This window comes from Comamonas sp. DB36, assembly GCF_057914905.1.
Map to the genome: position 1 here is coordinate 3,318,516 of NZ_CP196631.1, position 14,740 is coordinate 3,333,255.

A 14,740-nucleotide genomic window follows, 5' to 3' on the forward strand; every position below is an offset into this window, starting at 1 on the left:
TCGAGAATACCGAAGCCGAACAGGGGCTGGCCAGCACGCCGCTTTCCGCGCACACGCCCATGATGCAGCAATACCTGGGTCTCAAGGCCGGGTACCCCGACACGCTGGTGTTCTACCGCATGGGCGACTTCTACGAGCTGTTCTACGCCGATGCCGAGAAGGCCACGCGGCTGCTCGACATCACGCTGACGCAGCGCGGCCAGTCGGGCGGCCAGCCGATTCCCATGTGCGGCGTGCCTTTCCACGCGCTGGAGAACTACCTGGCGCGGCTGATCAAGATGGGCGAGTCGGTGGCCATCTGCGAGCAGGTCGGCGAAGTCGGTGCGAACAAGGGACCGGTCGAGCGCAAGGTGGTGCGCGTCGTCACGCCGGGCACGCTGACCGATGCGGCGCTGCTGTCCGACAAGAGCGAAGCCATGCTGCTGGCCGTGCATGCGGGCGCGCGCAACCGCTGCGGCCTGGCCTGGCTCAGCGTGACCCAGGGCCGGGTGCACCTGGCCGAATGCACGCCCGAGGAACTCGGCGACTGGCTGGTGCGCATCGCGCCCAGCGAAGTGATCTACAGCGCGGGCGTGACCGAGCGTTTCGAGAAGCAGCTGCACAGCCTGCGCCAGAGCGGCAGCCTCGCCTGCCCGCTGAGCCCGCGGCCCGACTGGCAGTTCGACCAGGCGCTGGGCGAGCGCAAGCTGCTCGAGCAGCTGGGCGCGGCCAGCCTGCTGGCCTGGAACGCCGAGGGCCTGGGCCTGGCGCATGCGGCCTCGGCCGCGCTGCTGTCCTATGCCGAGCACACCCAGGGGCGCACGCTGACCCACCTGCACAGCGTGCAGGTGCAGCGCGACGACGAGCTGATCGACCTGCCGCCGGCCACGCGCCGCAACCTCGAGCTGCTCAAGACGCTGCGCGGCGAAGACAGCCCCACGCTGTTCTCGCTGCTGGACACCTGCCAGACCGGAATGGGCAGCCGCCTGCTCAAGAACTGGATGCTGGAGCCCAGGCGCGACCGCAGCGCCGCGCGCGAGCGCCTCCAGGCCACCGACGTGCTGCGCGGCAGCCAGGGCTCGGGCACCGCGCCCTGGCAGATGCTGCGCGCCGAACTCAAGGGCGTGAGCGATGTCGAGCGCATCACCGCCCGCATCGCGCTGCGCCAGGTGCGCCCGCGCGAACTGGTGGCACTGGCCAGGACGCTGGCCAAGGCCCAGCTGCTGTCCGCGACCGGCGCCTCGCCGTCCGCCTATCTGAACCAGGTCTTTGCCGACACCCTGCCGCCCGCGGGCTGCGAAGCGCTGCTGCTGGCCGCGCTGCTGGAAGAGCCCGCGGCGCTGGTGCGCGACGGCGGCGTGATAGCGGGCGGCTTCGACGCCGAGCTTGATGAGCTGCGCGCCATCCAGACGAATTGCGACAGCTTTCTGCTCGACCTCGAGACGCGCGAGAAGGCGCGCAGCGGCATTCCCAATCTGCGCGTGCAGTTCAACAAGGTGCATGGCTTCTATATCGAAGTCACGACCAGCTATCTGGACCGCGTGCCCGACGACTACCGCCGCCGCCAGACGCTCAAGAACGCCGAGCGCTTCATCACGCCCGAACTCAAGAACTTCGAGGACAAGGCGCTATCGGCCAACGAGCGCGCGCTGGCGCGCGAGAAGTGGCTCTATGAGCAGATTCTCGACCAGCTCCAGCCCCATGTGCCGGGCCTGACTCGGGTCGCCGGCGCGCTGGCCACGCTCGATCTGCTGTGCACGCTGGCCGAACGCTCGCTCACGCTGCAGTGGTGCGCGCCCGAGTTCGTCAGCCAGCCCTGCATCGAGATCGAAGGCGGCCGCCACCCCGTGGTCGAAGCACGCCTGGCCGAAACCTCCAGCGGTGCCTTCATTGCCAACCACACGCGCATGAACGCCAATGCGCGCATGCAGATCATCACCGGCCCCAACATGGGCGGCAAGTCGACCTATATGCGCCAGGTGGCGCTGATCGTGCTGCTGGCCAGCATGGGCAGCCATGTGCCGGCCACGGCCTGCCGTCTGGGGCCCATAGACGCCATCCACACGCGCATTGGCGCGGCCGACGACTTGGCCAACGCCCAGTCGACCTTCATGCTCGAGATGACCGAGGCCGCGCAGATCCTGCATGCGGCGACGCCGCACAGCCTGGTGCTGATGGACGAGATCGGCCGCGGCACCAGCACCTTCGACGGCCTGGCGCTGGCCAGCGGCATCGCCAGCCATCTGCACGACAAGACGCGCGCGTTCACGCTGTTCGCCACCCACTACTTCGAGCTCACCGACCTGCCGGCGAAAGCGCGCCAGGCGGTGAATGTGCACGTGGGCGCAACTGAATCAGGAAGTGACATTGTGTTTCTACATGAAATACAGCCCGGGCCTGCCAGTAGAAGCTACGGTATCCAGGTGGCTAAACTTGCGGGAATGCCCACCGCAGTGCTCTACCATGCGAGACATACGCTGGCAGCGCTGGAAGAGCGCGCCGGCGAAGACCGGCGTCAGGTGGATCTGTTCGCCGCGCCGCAAGCGCCCGAACCCCACGCCGAAGTCAGTCTGCTGCAGCAACGCCTGCTGGGCCTGGAACTCGATACGCTGAGCCCGCGTGAGGCCCTCGATATTTTGTACGCTCTTCAAGGACTCGCTCAAAAGCCATGACCTACTGTGTAGCCATCAAACTAGACGCGGGGTTGGTGTTTCTGGCCGACTCGCGTACCAATGCCGGACTCGACCACATCAGCTCTTTTCGCAAGATGATGGTCTACGAGTCGCCGGGCGACCGCTTCATGGTCTTGCTGTCGGCCGGAAATCTGTCGATTTCCCAGTCGGTGCGCGAAATCCTGCAACTGCAGCAGCTGCGCGACGAACATACCGGCGAAATGCTGACCATCTGGAACGCGCGCAGCATGTTCGATGCCGCGCGCATCCTGGGCGCGGCCGTGCGCCATGTCTATGACCGCGACGGCGTGGCGCTCAAGCGCGCCGGCCTGGACTTCAACGTCTCGCTGGTGCTGGGCGGCCAGATCCGCGGCGAAGGCATGCGACTGTTCCAGGTGTACTCGGCCGGCAACTTCATAGAAGCCACGCACGAGACGCCCTACTTCCAGGTCGGCGAATCAAAGTACGGCAAGCCCGTGCTCGACCGCGTGATCACGCCGCAGACGCCGCTGGACGAAGCCGCCAAGTGCGCGCTGGTCTCGATGGACAGCACCATCAAGTCCAACCTGTCGGTCGGCCTGCCGCTGGACCTGATCGTCTACGAGGCCGACCAGTTCTCCAGCGACAAGATCGTCTGCATCGACGAGACCAACCCCTACTACCGGCTGCTGCACGACAACTGGGGCGAACGCCTGCGCCATGTGTTCGACAGCATAGAGGACCCGGCTTGGGACGGCGGCGCGACCAATGCGCCGATCCGTGTCGCGAGCCGGCGCTGCCACCCGCTGCACAAGATCACGCCGGCCATCGTCGCGGCCCAGCCCGCACCCGCTGCGCCCGCGGGCCTGCGCCAGGCCGGCGCCTACTCCGCGGCTTCGTCGCTGCGCGCGCCCGCGCACCTGCCCATCGCTCCCGTGCACCCCGACCATCTGATGGCCGGCGAAGCCGACCCCGCGAATCCGCCGGCCAAGGCGCCCGACGCCCAGGACGACGAAGACACTTCCACGCCCTGAGCGCAGCCGTCCCATGCTGCCCATCGTCTTTTCCCACGCCAACAGCTTTCCAGCCGCCACCTACCGCCTGCTGTTCTCGCTGCTGCGCAAGCGCGGCTGCGAGACGCGGGCCGTCGACAGCTTCGGCCATGACCCGCGCTACCCCGTCAGCAACAACTGGCCGCATCTGGTGCAGCAGCTGGCCGACTTCGCGCGCGCCGAGGTCGAGCGGCGCGGCGAGCCGGTGTTCTTCGTCGGGCATTCGCTGGGCGGTTTCCTCAGCGTGATGGCCGCGGCGCTGCACCCCGAACTCGCGCGCGGCGTGCTGCTGATCGACTCGCCGCTGATCAGCGGCTGGCGCGCCAATGCCCTGGGCATGGCCAAGCGCACCCAGCTCGTGGGCTCGGTCTCGCCGGGAAAGATCAGCCAGCGCCGGCGCAACCATTGGGCCAACGACGACGAGGCGCTGGAATATTTCCGCACCAAGAAGGCCTTTGCGCATTGGCACCCCGACGTGCTGCACGACTACGTGACGCGCTGCCTCAAGGACCACGACGGCAAGCGCATGCTGGCCTTCGAGCGCGAAGTCGAGACCGCAATCTACAACACCTTGCCGCACAACCTCGACGCGCTGCTGCGCCGCCATCCGCTGCGCTGCCTCGCAGCCTTCATCGGCGGGCGCAGCTCCCAGGAAATGAAGCAGGTGGGCATGGACATGACGCTGCGCATCACGCAGGGCCGCAGCATGATTCTCGACGGCAGCCATCTGTTCCCGATGGAACGCCCCGAAGCCACGGCCGCGGCGATCGAGGCGTCACTGCTCAATCTGGTGTCGCTGGGCAGCGCTTAAACGGAACGCGACAGCCCGCCGTCGACGCGGATGTTCTGTCCCGTGATGTAGCCCGCACCGTCGGACAGCAGAAACGCCACGGTCGCGGCGATTTCCTCGGCCTTGCCGTAGCGCGCCATGGGCACGGTCTCGCGGCGCGCATCCGTCTGCGGCAGGCTGTCTATCCAGCCCGGCAGCACATTGTTCATGCGGATGTTCTTGGCGCCGTAGCGGTCGGTGAAGATCTTGGTGAAGCTCGCCAGGCCCGCGCGAAACACCGCCGATGTGGGGAAGGTATCGACAGGCTCGAACGCCCAGGCCGTGGAAATGTTGACGATGGCGCCGCCGCCCTGCTTCTCCATGATGGGCACGACCAGGCGCGCGGGCCGCACGGCGTTGAGAAAATAGACTTCCATGCCCTTGTGCCAGTCTTCATCGGTGATGTCGAGAATCGGTGCGCGCGGGCCGTGGCCGGCGGAATTCACCAGCGCATCGATGCGGCCCCAGCGCTGCATCGCCAGATCGACCAGGCGCTGCAGGTCTTCGGTGGACTGGTTGGAACCCGTGACGCCCACGCCGCCGAGCTCATTGGCAAGGGCTTCGCCCTTGCCCGAAGACGACAGGATCGCGACGCGGTAGCCGTCCTGCGCCAGCTTCTTCGCCGTGGCCGCGCCCATGCCGGAACCGCCGGCGGTGATCAGTGCCACTTTTTCTGCTGCCATGAATTCTCCTTGATTGAATTGCCTGCCCGCTGCGGGCATGGACCGTCATCATAGGGACGCTGCCCAGCCTTCAGGCACCGATGCGCAGATTGCGCCCGGCAAGCACGCCCATGGCCACGGCCGCCGCCGCGAGGGCCGCGCAGACCAGCAGCGGAACCTGCCAGCCCCCGAGCCTGTCATGCAGCGCGCCCATGGCCATGGGTGCCACCGCCGCCAGCAGATAGCCCACGCTTTGCGACATTCCCGACAGCGCGGTCGACTGCGCTACATCCCGGGTACGCAGCGCAACGAAGGTCAGGCCCAGAATGAACGTCGCGCCCGTGCCCATGCCGAACAGCACGGACCACAGCCAGGAAAGCGAAGGCAGCAGCCAGAAGCCCAGCAACGCAAGGGTCGACATTGCCGCGGCCAGCGCCGCGGCCAGGCGCTGATCGGTCATGCGCCGCACGATGGGCCCGAGCACCAGGCCGGGAATCGCCGAAGCCAGCTGCAGCACGCCGTGCAGCGTTCCGGCCTGCTGGGCCGAGATGCCCGACTCTGCCAGGATGGACGGCAGCCAGCCTATCGCCACGTAGTAAATCGTCGAGTTCAGGCCCAGATAGAACGTGATCTGCCAGGCCAGCGCGGAGCGCCAGATGGGCACCGGCGGCTGCGCGCGCGCGTCTGCAGGTGCCGGCACCCTGGCGCTGCGCCACTGCGTTGCCCAGACCGCCATCGCCGCCAGCGGCACGAGCACGAAGCCCGCGAGCGCGGCCTGCCAGCCGTAGGCATCTGCCAGCGGCACGGCCACGGCCGAGCCCAGGGCGGCTACCACTCCCATGGAGAGCACATAGGCGCCGGTGATCGCCGCCACGTTGTCGGGAAAGTCGCGCTTGACCAGGCCGGGCAGCAGCACATTGCCCACCGCAATGCCCATGCCGAGAATCCAGGTTCCCAGATACAAAGTCCATTCCCAGCCGCTGGAGCGCAGGCCTATGCCCAGCGCTATCGTCGCCATGGCGCACAGCAGCGTGCGCTCCAGCCCCAGGCGGCGCGCAATTGCCGCGGCGAACGGCGACAGCAGCGCAAAGGCCAGCAGCGGCAGCGTCGTCAGCGCTCCCGCGGCCGTGGTGCTCAGGCCGAAGTGCTCGGTGATGGGCCCGAGCAGCGGCGGCAGGCCGGTGGCGGGAACGCGCAGGTTGGCGGCGACCAGCAGGGTGCCGGCAAGAAGCACCGCGTGGCGCGCGGATCGCTGTTTCGTCAGAGTGGTCATCGCTAAGGCTCGAAGTACTAAGCCTTACTGTACGAAGCCCGGTCGTGCTTGAATATAGAAGAAAAGACAGATGATCGCTAAATCATGACAAATCACGCCTCCCTTTCGCGCCTGCTGTGCAGCTATGACGCCGACCTCGACACCCGGCCGGCCGTGGGCCTGCATGTGGAAATCTCGCAGAACGACGCCGAGCAGCCGATTCACCGCCATCGCAAGGGCCAGCTGGTGCTGGCCTTGCACGGCAGCGTGACCTGCGAAGTGCCCCAGGGCATGTGGATGGTGCCGCCCCAGCACGGCGTCTGGATTCCCGGCGGCATGCCGCACAGCAACCGCGCGACCGACAACGCGCGCATCTGCTTTCTGTTCATAGAGCCGGCCGCAGCGCGCATGCCCGAACAATGCTGCACGCTGGCCATCAGCGCGCTGCTGCGCGAGCTGATCCTGCATCTTGCGGCCGCGGGGGAAGCCGGCAGCGCGCGGGTCGAAGCCTTGCTGCTGGAACTGCTGGTGACTGCGCCCGTGGAGCAGCTTTATCTGCCGGTGTCGGACCATGCAAAGATACGCCGCATGGCCCGCTGCCTGACCAAGGACCCATCGGACCGCACTTCCCTTGCACAGTGGGCCCAGCGCCTGGCGATGAGCGAGCGCTCGCTTGCGCGGCTGGTGGCGCAGGAAACCGGGCTCACCTTCGGCCGCTGGCGCCAGCAGCTGCACATCCTCGTTGCGCTGCGCCAGCTGTCCGAGGGCGCGACCGTGCAGCAGGTCGCGGGCAATCTGGGCTACGACTCCGTGACCGCGTTCATCACCATGTTCAAGAAAGCATTGGGGCAGCCGCCCGGGCGCTACTTCGCGGGCTTGAAATGAAGTGCGACCACCGCCTGCAGCGCCACGACAGTGTGGGCCGCATCGCGCGCGAATTCGGCGCGCCACACAGCGCTCCAGTCCGCGGGTCGGCCATCGCTGTCCCAGCGCTCGAGCGCCAGCGCATTGAGGATTTCGGCGTCAAGCCAGGCCGCCCGATATTGCGCCAGCGCATCCGCATCGCTGGCGTGGTCGAACAGAAACTCCGTTTGCGCGACGCAGCGCGCGAACGCCACGACATCGGCAGTGGCGTTGCGCGTCAGGCGATGGAACTCGCCAGCGCTCATTCGCCGTGCCAGGCGATCACTCCGGTCCAGGCCGTGACCAGCACGATGATGCCGAACACGATGCGGTACCAGGCAAACGGCACGAAGCTGTTGCTGGAGATGTAGCGCAGCAGCCAGCGCACGCAGAACCAGGCGCTGATGAACGAGAACAGCAGGCCCACGGCAAACATCGGAATGTCGGCCGCGGTCAGCAGCGCGCGCTGCTTGTAGAGGCTGTAGACGCCCGCGCCAATCAGCGTGGGCATGGCCAGGAAGAACGAGAAATCGGTCGCCGCCTTGCGCGACAGGCCCAGCAGCATGCCGCCGATGATGGTCGCGCCGCTGCGGCTGGTGCCCGGCACCATGGCCAGGCATTGCGCCAGGCCGACCTTGAGCGCGTCCATGGGCGTCATGTCATCCACCGAATGCACGCGCACCGAGGCGTTCGGGCGGCGCTCGGCCCAGAGGATCACGAAACCGCCCAGTATGAACGTGGTCGCGACCACCATGGGCGTGAACAGATGGGCCTGGATCAGCTTGCCGAAGGCCAGCGCCAGCACCACGGCAGGCAGGAAGCCGATGAATACATTGAGCGCGAAGCGCCGCGCGTGGGCGCTGGTCGGCAGCTCGACCACGGTGCTGCGTATCTTCTGCCAATAGACCAGGATCACCGCGAAGATCGCGCCGGTCTGGATGGCGATGTCGAACACCTTGGCTTTCTCGCCTTCGAAGCCCAGCAGGGCGCCCGCCAGAATCAGGTGACCCGTCGATGAAATGGGCAAGAACTCGGTCAGGCCTTCGACCACGCCCATGATGGCGGCCTTGACCAGCAATACGATATCCACGGAAATGTCCTGTTTGGCGGTTGAAAGCCTGAGATTATGGACGCGCGCCGCAAAATGCCCGCGCTGCAGGCGCGTAACAAGAGATTTCCTCTATCGGATCCTGATTCCGATTGGCGCCTGTTTTTTGTCATTCCGCGCCATGCATCTGCATTCCGTCGCAGGGCGCTGGCGGCAGCGCCGGCCGGCGCGCACAGTCATGCCATCGCTTTCACCGAACGGAGCCCTGCCATGACCTTTTCCACCTCCCCTGCAATGAACGAAGACGCGCTCGAGCGCCTGGCGCGCCGGCGCGCGGGCATGAAGATGGGCTGGGCGATTCACGCCACGGTCTATGTGCTGGTCAACCTGCTGCTGGCCGCACTGTCGGCGCAGCAGGGTCGGCATTGGGCCGTCTACCCCGCGCTGGGCTGGGGCCTGGGTCTGCTGATCCATGGCGCTGTCGTCTGGCTCCACCTGCCCGGCGGCAGCCTGCATGACCGCCTGCTGGCACGCGAGCGCCGGCTGCTGCAGCGCCAGCGTCAGGGCTGAGCCGTGCGCAGCGATGCGCGACAATGCCACCGACCATGTCCATCGCCCCATTGATGCCGCATTTCAATGCGCGGACCTTCGGCCTGCACGGCCTGTGCACGGCCGTGCTGTGCTGCCTGACCGCGCTCGCGCTGCAGGCCACGGGCCAGGGCGCGTGGGACGCGCAACTGGTCTACTCGCTGTGCGTGGGCCTGATCAGCTGGCTGGTGATCGACCTGGGCCGGCTGCTGCTCACGCGCCGCCAGCCCATCCCCTGGCCTGCGGGCTGGCGCGGCCCGGCGCTGGTGGTTGCGGGCATCGCCGCCGGCGCGCTGCTGGGCGGCGCCATGGGCCGGCTCTACCGCGGCGATGAGCAGCCGTTCTCGCTGACCCAGGCGCTGACCAGCGCCGCGGGCCTGACCACGCTGGCGCTCACTGCGGCGATCAGCATCGCCATGTGCCTGGTGCTGTTTCACCGCGGCAAGGCGCAGGAACTGCAGCGCGCCATCGTCCAGAGCCAGCGCGACACCGCCGAAGCCCGGCTCAAGCTGCTCGAAGCCCAGCTCGAGCCGCACATGGTGTTCAACACCCTGGCCAACCTGCGCGTGCTGATTGCCAGCGACGCGCCGCGCGCCGAGGCCATGCTCGACCACTTCATCGCCTATCTGCGCGCCACGCTGGACGGCGCGCGCGCGCCGCAGCATGCGCTGCGCACCGAATTCGCGCGCCTGCACGACTACCTCGAACTGATGGCGGTGCGCATGGGCGCACGCCTGCGCTACCAATTGGAGCTGCCGGCCGAACTCGCGCCCGCAGCCGTGCCGGCCCTGCTGCTGCAGCCCCTGGTCGAGAACGCGATACGCCACGGCCTGGAGCCGCAGATCGCGGGCGGCGAAATCGTGGTGCGCGCCTGCGCAACGCCGGATGGCCGGTTGCGGCTCGAGGTACTGGACAACGGCGCGGGCCTGGCGGCGCAGGATTTCGCCAACGGTCCGGCGCCACGGCATTTCGGCCTGGCGCAGGTGCGCGAGCGCCTGCTGACGCTCTACGGCGACCAGGCCGGGCTGCTGCTGCAAGCCCGCGCCGAAGGCGGAACGCGCTGCAGCGTGGTGCTGCCGCTGCATCTGGAGAACCCGCAATGACATCCCCGGCGCGCGCGCTGATCGCCGAAGACGAACCCCTGCTGCGCCAGGCGCTGGAGCAGGCGCTGGCGCGCGCCTGGCCCGGACTCGAGATCGTTGCCAGCGTGGGCGACGGCCTGAGTGCCGTGCGCCAGGCACTGGAGCTGCAGCCCGACGTGCTGTTCTTCGACATCCGCATGCCCGGTCTGAGCGGGCTCGAAGCCGCGGCCGAACTGGCAGATGCCTGGCCCCATGCCCAAGAAGGCGGCTTGCACTTTCCCGCGCTGGTGCTGGTCACGGCCTACGATCAGTACGCGGTCCAGGCATTCGAAGCCCAGGCGGTCGACTATCTGCTCAAGCCCGTGCAGGCGCAGCGTCTGCAGACCACGGTAGCCCGGCTGCAGCGCCTGCTTGCGCAGCGCGCGTCCAGCCGCAACACGGCCGCGCCGCAGGACCTGGAGCGCACCCTGGCCCAACTGCGCCAGCTGCTGCAGGCGCCGAGCACGCCCCCGGCACCGGCCGCGCGGCTCACGGTAATTCAGGCCGGCGCGGGCGCGCATATAGATCTGGTGCCCGTGGACGAAGTGCTCTGCTTCGAAGCCGCCGACAAGTACGTACGCGTTCTCACGGCCGAACGCGAGTACCTGATACGCACGCCGCTCAAGGAACTTTGCGACCAGCTCGACCCCGAAGTGTTCTGGCAGATACACCGCAGCACGCTGGTGCGCGCCAGCGCGATTCGCGCGGCGCTGCGCGACGAATCCGGGCGCCTGCAGCTGCAGCTGCGCGGCCGCGCGGAGCGGCTGAGCGTGAGCCGGCTCTATGCCCACCGCTTCAAGGCCATGTAGCCGGCGCCACAATGTCGGCTTTTTCGCGGAACGCACATGGCACTGGACTATCTGGATTTTGACTACAGCGAAGACGACGAAGGCACGGCCACCTGGGACGCGCTGGCCAGCGTCACGACCGAGCGCCTGCCCGCGTTGACCACCGAAGTCGAGCAGCTGCTGCGCTGGGCCAGCCGCGCGTTCGCCGGCCGGCGCGGACCGATAGAAGAAGGCGGCGACTGGGATTTCGACCTGCATGCGCAGCAAGAGGACGGCGCGCCCCTGAACGTGCGCTATGACGAATCCACGGGCCGGCTGCAGCTTGCCGCGGCACAGGCAACGGGACAGCGCACCACGCTGGGGCTCACGCTCAGCGCCAGCGCGGCCTTCAGCGACGCCTTGCGCAGCCGTTTCGGCATCGACTGAAAATGGCGTAAAAACGTCAAAAAAACGACAATTTACCCGACCAAGGTAAACCCCTATTGCTACCAAATCAATAGCAATATATGCACTAAAAATATAGTAAAAGTCCTATATTGAACGTAGTAATTTTCCTGCATCTGCTCTTTAAAATCGGTGCTTGCAAAAAATCACCGGAAGCCTCCTACCCGTGGCCGGCCCGGCAAGACAAACGGCCTTTTGATTGGAGACACCATGCAGGCTTTACTCAAATTTTCGAGAGGGGTCGACTGGCTTAACACCCAGGTCGGCAAATACATCATCTGGCTCATTCTTGCCTCCACCGTCATCAGCGGCGTGAACGCAGTGGTGCGCAAGGTGTTCAACACCAGTTCCAACGCCTTTCTCGAAGTGCAGTGGTATCTGTTCGCTGCATCCTTTCTGCTCGCAGCAGGCTATACCCTGCTGCAGGGCGAGCATGTCAAGGTCGACGTGATCGCCAGCCGCCTGTCCAAGCGCAAGCAGATCTGGATCGATATCTTCGGCTTCGCCTTGTTTCTCACGCCCATGAGCCTGGCCGTTCTGTGGCTGGGCATTCCGTTCTTCTGGCAGGCGTTCCAGACCGGCGAAATGTCGAGCAACGCCGGTGGACTGATCCGCTGGCCCGTCTATCTGATGATGCCGCTGGGCTTTGGCCTGCTGCTGCTGCAGGGCTGGTCCGAGCTCATCAAACGCATTGCTTTCCTGCAAGGCCTGATCGACGACCCGACCGCCAAGAAAGTCGAGAAGACGGCCGAAGAAGACCTGGCGGAAGCCATCCGTAACCTGGCCGAAGCCTCCAAGGGCCCAAGCAAGAAGCCCAACGCTTGAGCGCAGGAGACACTTTTCATGGAATTCCTGACCCACAACCTGGCCCCGATCATGTTCGCGGGCCTGATCTGTTTTCTTCTCCTGGGCTTTCCGGTCGCGTTCAGCCTCGGCGCCTGCGGAATGTTCTTTGCCTTCATCGGCGTCGAGCTGGGCGTGCTGCCCGAAGCGCTGCTGCAGGCCCTGCCGCTGCGCATCTACGGCATCATGCAGAACGACACGCTGCTGGCGATCCCGTTCTTCACCCTCATGGGATTGATACTTGAACGCAGCGGCATGGCCGAAGATCTGCTCGACACCGTGGGCCAGCTGTTCGGCCCGGTGCGCGGCGGCGTGGCTCTGGCGGTGATCTTCGTCGGCGCGCTGCTGGCCGCAACCACGGGTGTGGTCGCGGCCTCGGTGATCTCCATGGGCCTGATATCGCTGCCCATCATGATGCGCTATGGCTACGACCGACGCATTGCCTCGGGCGTGATTGCGGCCTCGGGAACGCTGGCCCAGATCATTCCGCCATCGCTGGTGCTGATCATCCTGGCCGACCAGCTGGGCCGCAGCGTCGGCGACATGTACAAGGGCGCGTTCATTCCCGGCCTGATGCTGACCGGCTTCTACGCGCTGTTCATCATCGCCCTGGCGATCTTCAAGCCGCACATGGTGCCCGCACTGCCGCCCGAAGCGCGCACGCTGCGCGATGACAACGGCAAGTCGGGCATGCCTTCGCTGCTGGTGCTCACCGTGCTGTGCGTGGGCGCGTCGATCTATGTCGGCCAGCACATGGCAGACCTGCACACGTGGTGGACCGGCGAAGCGGTGGAAAAGGTCGCGCTCGACGAGACCATCGTCGTCTCGATGTGCTTTGGCGTGGCGCTGGCATTCATCGCCGCCTCGTTCAATCGCATCACGCGCCTGGGCCTGCTGTCCAAGGTCGCCGAACGCGTGACCTTTGTGCTGATCCCGCCGCTGCTGCTGATCTTCCTGGTGCTGGGCACCATCTTCCTGGGCGTGGCAACGCCCACCGAAGGCGGCGCCATGGGCGCGCTGGGCGCGATGGTGATGGCCATGCTGCGCGGGCGTCTGAACATGGCGCTGCTGCGCCAGGCGCTGATGTCGACCACCAAGCTGTCGTGCTTCGTGCTGTTCATCCTGATCGGCGCGACCATGTTCGGCCTGACCTTCCAGGGCGTGGACGGACCGCTGTGGGTCGAGCATCTGCTGGCCGGTCTGCCGGGCGGCCAGCTGGGCTTCCTGATCGTCGTCAACGTGATGGTCTTCTTCCTGGCCTTCTTCCTGGACTTCTTCGAGCTGTCGTTCATCATCGTGCCGCTGCTGGCTCCCGTGGCCGACAAGCTGGGCATCGACCTGGTCTGGTTCGGCGTGCTGCTCGCGGTCAACATGCAGACTTCGTTCATGCACCCGCCGTTCGGCTTTGCGCTGTTCTTCCTGCGCAGCGTCGCGCCCACCAAGGCCTATGTCGACAAGGTCACCAAGAAGATGGTCGAGCCAGTGACCACCATGCAGATCTACGCAGGCGCGATTCCGTTCCTGGTGATCCAGCTGGTGATGGTCGCGCTGATCATCATCTTCCCGGGCATTGTCTCCAGCGGCCTCGATGAAAAGGTCGAATACGACCTCGACAAGGTGCGCCTGGAAATGGAAGCCAGCATGCCGCCCGCAATGGACTTCGAGGACCCGAGCCTGAACATGCCCGGAGGCGCCGCGCCTGCCGACGCAGCGGCGCCCGACGCGCCTGCGGCAGATGCACCCGCTGCCGACGCTGCGGGCAGCGACAACGACGCCCTCAAGGCCATGCAGGAAGCGCTGGAGCGCGAAGGCAAGAAGGAATAAGCCAGGCCTGCACCCTGCCCCCAAGCCCCTGCCGGTTCGCCTGCAGGGGCTTTTTACATGGGCTGCGTATCAGCTGCGTATCAGCTGCGTATCAGCTGCGTATCAGCTGCGCGAAAGCTTGCTGATCGCGATTTCGGCGGCCTTCTGGATATGGCTGCGCGACGCCTTCTCGGCGGCGTCGGCGTCGCGACGCAGCAGCGCGTCGACCAGCGCCGCCATTTCCTGCCCCGTCGCGGACTTGCGCTCGGCCGAGCTGATGGTCATGGCGCGCAGGCGGTTGATGCGCGCGTTCAGCGACTGCACCATCTCCCAGGCGACGTCCAGGCCGCTGCCCAGGAACATGCGCCGGTAGAAGGCCGTGGTGCGCTCCATCACCAGCGCGAATTCATCGCGCTCGAACGCCTGCTGGATGCTCGCATTCAGCCGCGCGAGTTCCTGCAGCGTCTCGTCCGAGGCGCGCTCGGCGCACAGGCGCGCGGCCTGTCCTTCAAGCAGCGCGCGCAGATCATAGATCTGGCGCGCGCGGTCGACATCCACCGTGGCAACCACCGGCCCCTGATGGGCTATGGTCTCGACCAGGCCTTCGGACTCGAGCTGGCGCAGCACTTCGCGGATCACGGAACGGCTCACACCCAGCAACTCGCAGAGCTTGCGCTCCACCAGCCTGTCGCCCGGCGGAAAATAGCCGCCGAAGATGGCCTCGTGCATTTTCTCCAGCGTCAGCTCGCGCAAGGTCTTGGCCGACCGGTCCACTTT

At 66.4% G+C, this 14,740-nt stretch carries 15 protein-coding genes; 10 read left to right on the forward strand and 5 right to left on the reverse strand.

The window, feature by feature from the left end:
* Nucleotides 1-59: 59 nt before the first annotated feature.
* From mutS to ACSVDO_RS15575, 3 genes are read left to right on the forward strand one after another with little or no spacing between them, the layout of a single operon-like run.
* Nucleotides 60-2,651, forward strand: a complete 2,592-nt coding sequence (gene mutS / locus ACSVDO_RS15565) for a DNA mismatch repair protein MutS (RefSeq protein WP_489596413.1) — start codon at nucleotides 60-62, stop codon at nucleotides 2,649-2,651.
* The gene (locus ACSVDO_RS15570) at nucleotides 2,648-3,664 is read left to right on the forward strand and encodes a proteasome-type protease (RefSeq protein ID WP_332537950.1); all 1,017 of its coding nucleotides are present in this window, start codon (nucleotides 2,648-2,650) and stop codon (nucleotides 3,662-3,664) included. Before mutS ends, ACSVDO_RS15570 begins: the two co-directional genes overlap by 4 nt.
* 13 nt (nucleotides 3,665-3,677) lie before the next feature.
* On the forward strand, nucleotides 3,678-4,493 hold the full coding sequence (locus ACSVDO_RS15575) for an alpha/beta hydrolase (protein WP_489593258.1): 816 nt from the start codon (nucleotides 3,678-3,680) through the stop codon (nucleotides 4,491-4,493).
* Here ACSVDO_RS15575 and ACSVDO_RS15580 read toward each other — a convergent pair.
* Both ACSVDO_RS15580 and ACSVDO_RS15585 read right to left on the reverse strand, forming a co-directional pair.
* The gene (locus ACSVDO_RS15580; RefSeq protein WP_332537948.1) at nucleotides 4,490-5,194 is read right to left on the reverse strand and encodes an SDR family oxidoreductase; all 705 of its coding nucleotides are present in this window, start codon (nucleotides 5,192-5,194) and stop codon (nucleotides 4,490-4,492) included. The two genes, ACSVDO_RS15575 and ACSVDO_RS15580, sit on opposite strands and share 4 nt — an antisense overlap.
* 70 nt (nucleotides 5,195-5,264) lie before the next feature.
* Nucleotides 5,265-6,446, reverse strand: coding sequence for an MFS transporter (locus ACSVDO_RS15585; protein WP_489593261.1), 1,182 nt, complete (start codon nucleotides 6,444-6,446; stop codon nucleotides 5,265-5,267).
* Between the two features lie 84 nt (nucleotides 6,447-6,530).
* On the opposite strand from ACSVDO_RS15585, the gene ACSVDO_RS15590 reads away from it, so the two are divergent.
* A complete protein-coding gene (locus ACSVDO_RS15590; protein ID WP_489593263.1) occupies nucleotides 6,531-7,310 on the forward strand; it encodes an AraC family transcriptional regulator in 780 nt (259 codons plus the stop codon).
* On the opposite strand, the gene ACSVDO_RS15595 is transcribed toward ACSVDO_RS15590, so the two are convergent.
* Nucleotides 7,289-7,594, reverse strand: coding sequence for a hypothetical protein (locus tag ACSVDO_RS15595; protein WP_489593265.1), 306 nt, complete (start codon nucleotides 7,592-7,594; stop codon nucleotides 7,289-7,291). The genes ACSVDO_RS15590 and ACSVDO_RS15595 overlap by 22 nt on opposite strands.
* Nucleotides 7,591-8,418: an undecaprenyl-diphosphate phosphatase gene (locus ACSVDO_RS15600; RefSeq protein ID WP_332537944.1), complete on the reverse strand. Its 828-nt coding sequence runs from the start codon at nucleotides 8,416-8,418 to the stop codon at nucleotides 7,591-7,593. The genes ACSVDO_RS15595 and ACSVDO_RS15600 overlap by 4 nt, the downstream gene beginning before the upstream one ends.
* A 228-nt stretch (nucleotides 8,419-8,646) precedes the next feature.
* On the opposite strand from ACSVDO_RS15600, the gene ACSVDO_RS15605 reads away from it, so the two are divergent.
* The 6 genes from ACSVDO_RS15605 (at nucleotide 8,647) to ACSVDO_RS15630 (ending at nucleotide 13,984) form a co-directional block, all read left to right on the forward strand.
* On the forward strand, nucleotides 8,647-8,946 hold the full coding sequence (locus tag ACSVDO_RS15605) for a 2TM domain-containing protein (protein ID WP_332537943.1): 300 nt from the start codon (nucleotides 8,647-8,649) through the stop codon (nucleotides 8,944-8,946).
* A gap of 35 nt (nucleotides 8,947-8,981) precedes the next feature.
* Nucleotides 8,982-10,067 carry a sensor histidine kinase gene (locus ACSVDO_RS15610; protein ID WP_489593268.1) on the forward strand — a complete coding sequence of 362 codons (1,086 nt, stop codon included), beginning with the start codon at nucleotides 8,982-8,984 and terminating at the stop codon, nucleotides 10,065-10,067.
* Nucleotides 10,064-10,894, forward strand: a complete 831-nt coding sequence (locus ACSVDO_RS15615; RefSeq protein ID WP_489593270.1) for a LytR/AlgR family response regulator transcription factor — start codon at nucleotides 10,064-10,066, stop codon at nucleotides 10,892-10,894. The genes ACSVDO_RS15610 and ACSVDO_RS15615 overlap by 4 nt, the downstream gene beginning before the upstream one ends.
* A 36-nt stretch (nucleotides 10,895-10,930) precedes the next feature.
* The gene (locus ACSVDO_RS15620) at nucleotides 10,931-11,299 is read left to right on the forward strand and encodes a hypothetical protein (RefSeq protein WP_332537940.1); all 369 of its coding nucleotides are present in this window, start codon (nucleotides 10,931-10,933) and stop codon (nucleotides 11,297-11,299) included.
* A gap of 228 nt (nucleotides 11,300-11,527) precedes the next feature.
* Nucleotides 11,528-12,142 carry a TRAP transporter small permease subunit gene (locus ACSVDO_RS15625; RefSeq protein ID WP_332682286.1) on the forward strand — a complete coding sequence of 205 codons (615 nt, stop codon included), beginning with the start codon at nucleotides 11,528-11,530 and terminating at the stop codon, nucleotides 12,140-12,142.
* Between the two features lie 18 nt (nucleotides 12,143-12,160).
* Nucleotides 12,161-13,984 (forward strand): TRAP transporter large permease, encoded by a 1,824-nt coding sequence (locus ACSVDO_RS15630; protein WP_332549491.1) that lies wholly within the window; start codon nucleotides 12,161-12,163, stop codon nucleotides 13,982-13,984.
* 102 nt (nucleotides 13,985-14,086) lie between these two features.
* On the opposite strand, the gene ACSVDO_RS15635 is transcribed toward ACSVDO_RS15630, so the two are convergent.
* Nucleotides 14,087-14,692: a GntR family transcriptional regulator gene (locus ACSVDO_RS15635; protein WP_489596415.1), complete on the reverse strand. Its 606-nt coding sequence runs from the start codon at nucleotides 14,690-14,692 to the stop codon at nucleotides 14,087-14,089.
* Between the last annotated feature and the right edge of the window lie 48 nt (nucleotides 14,693-14,740).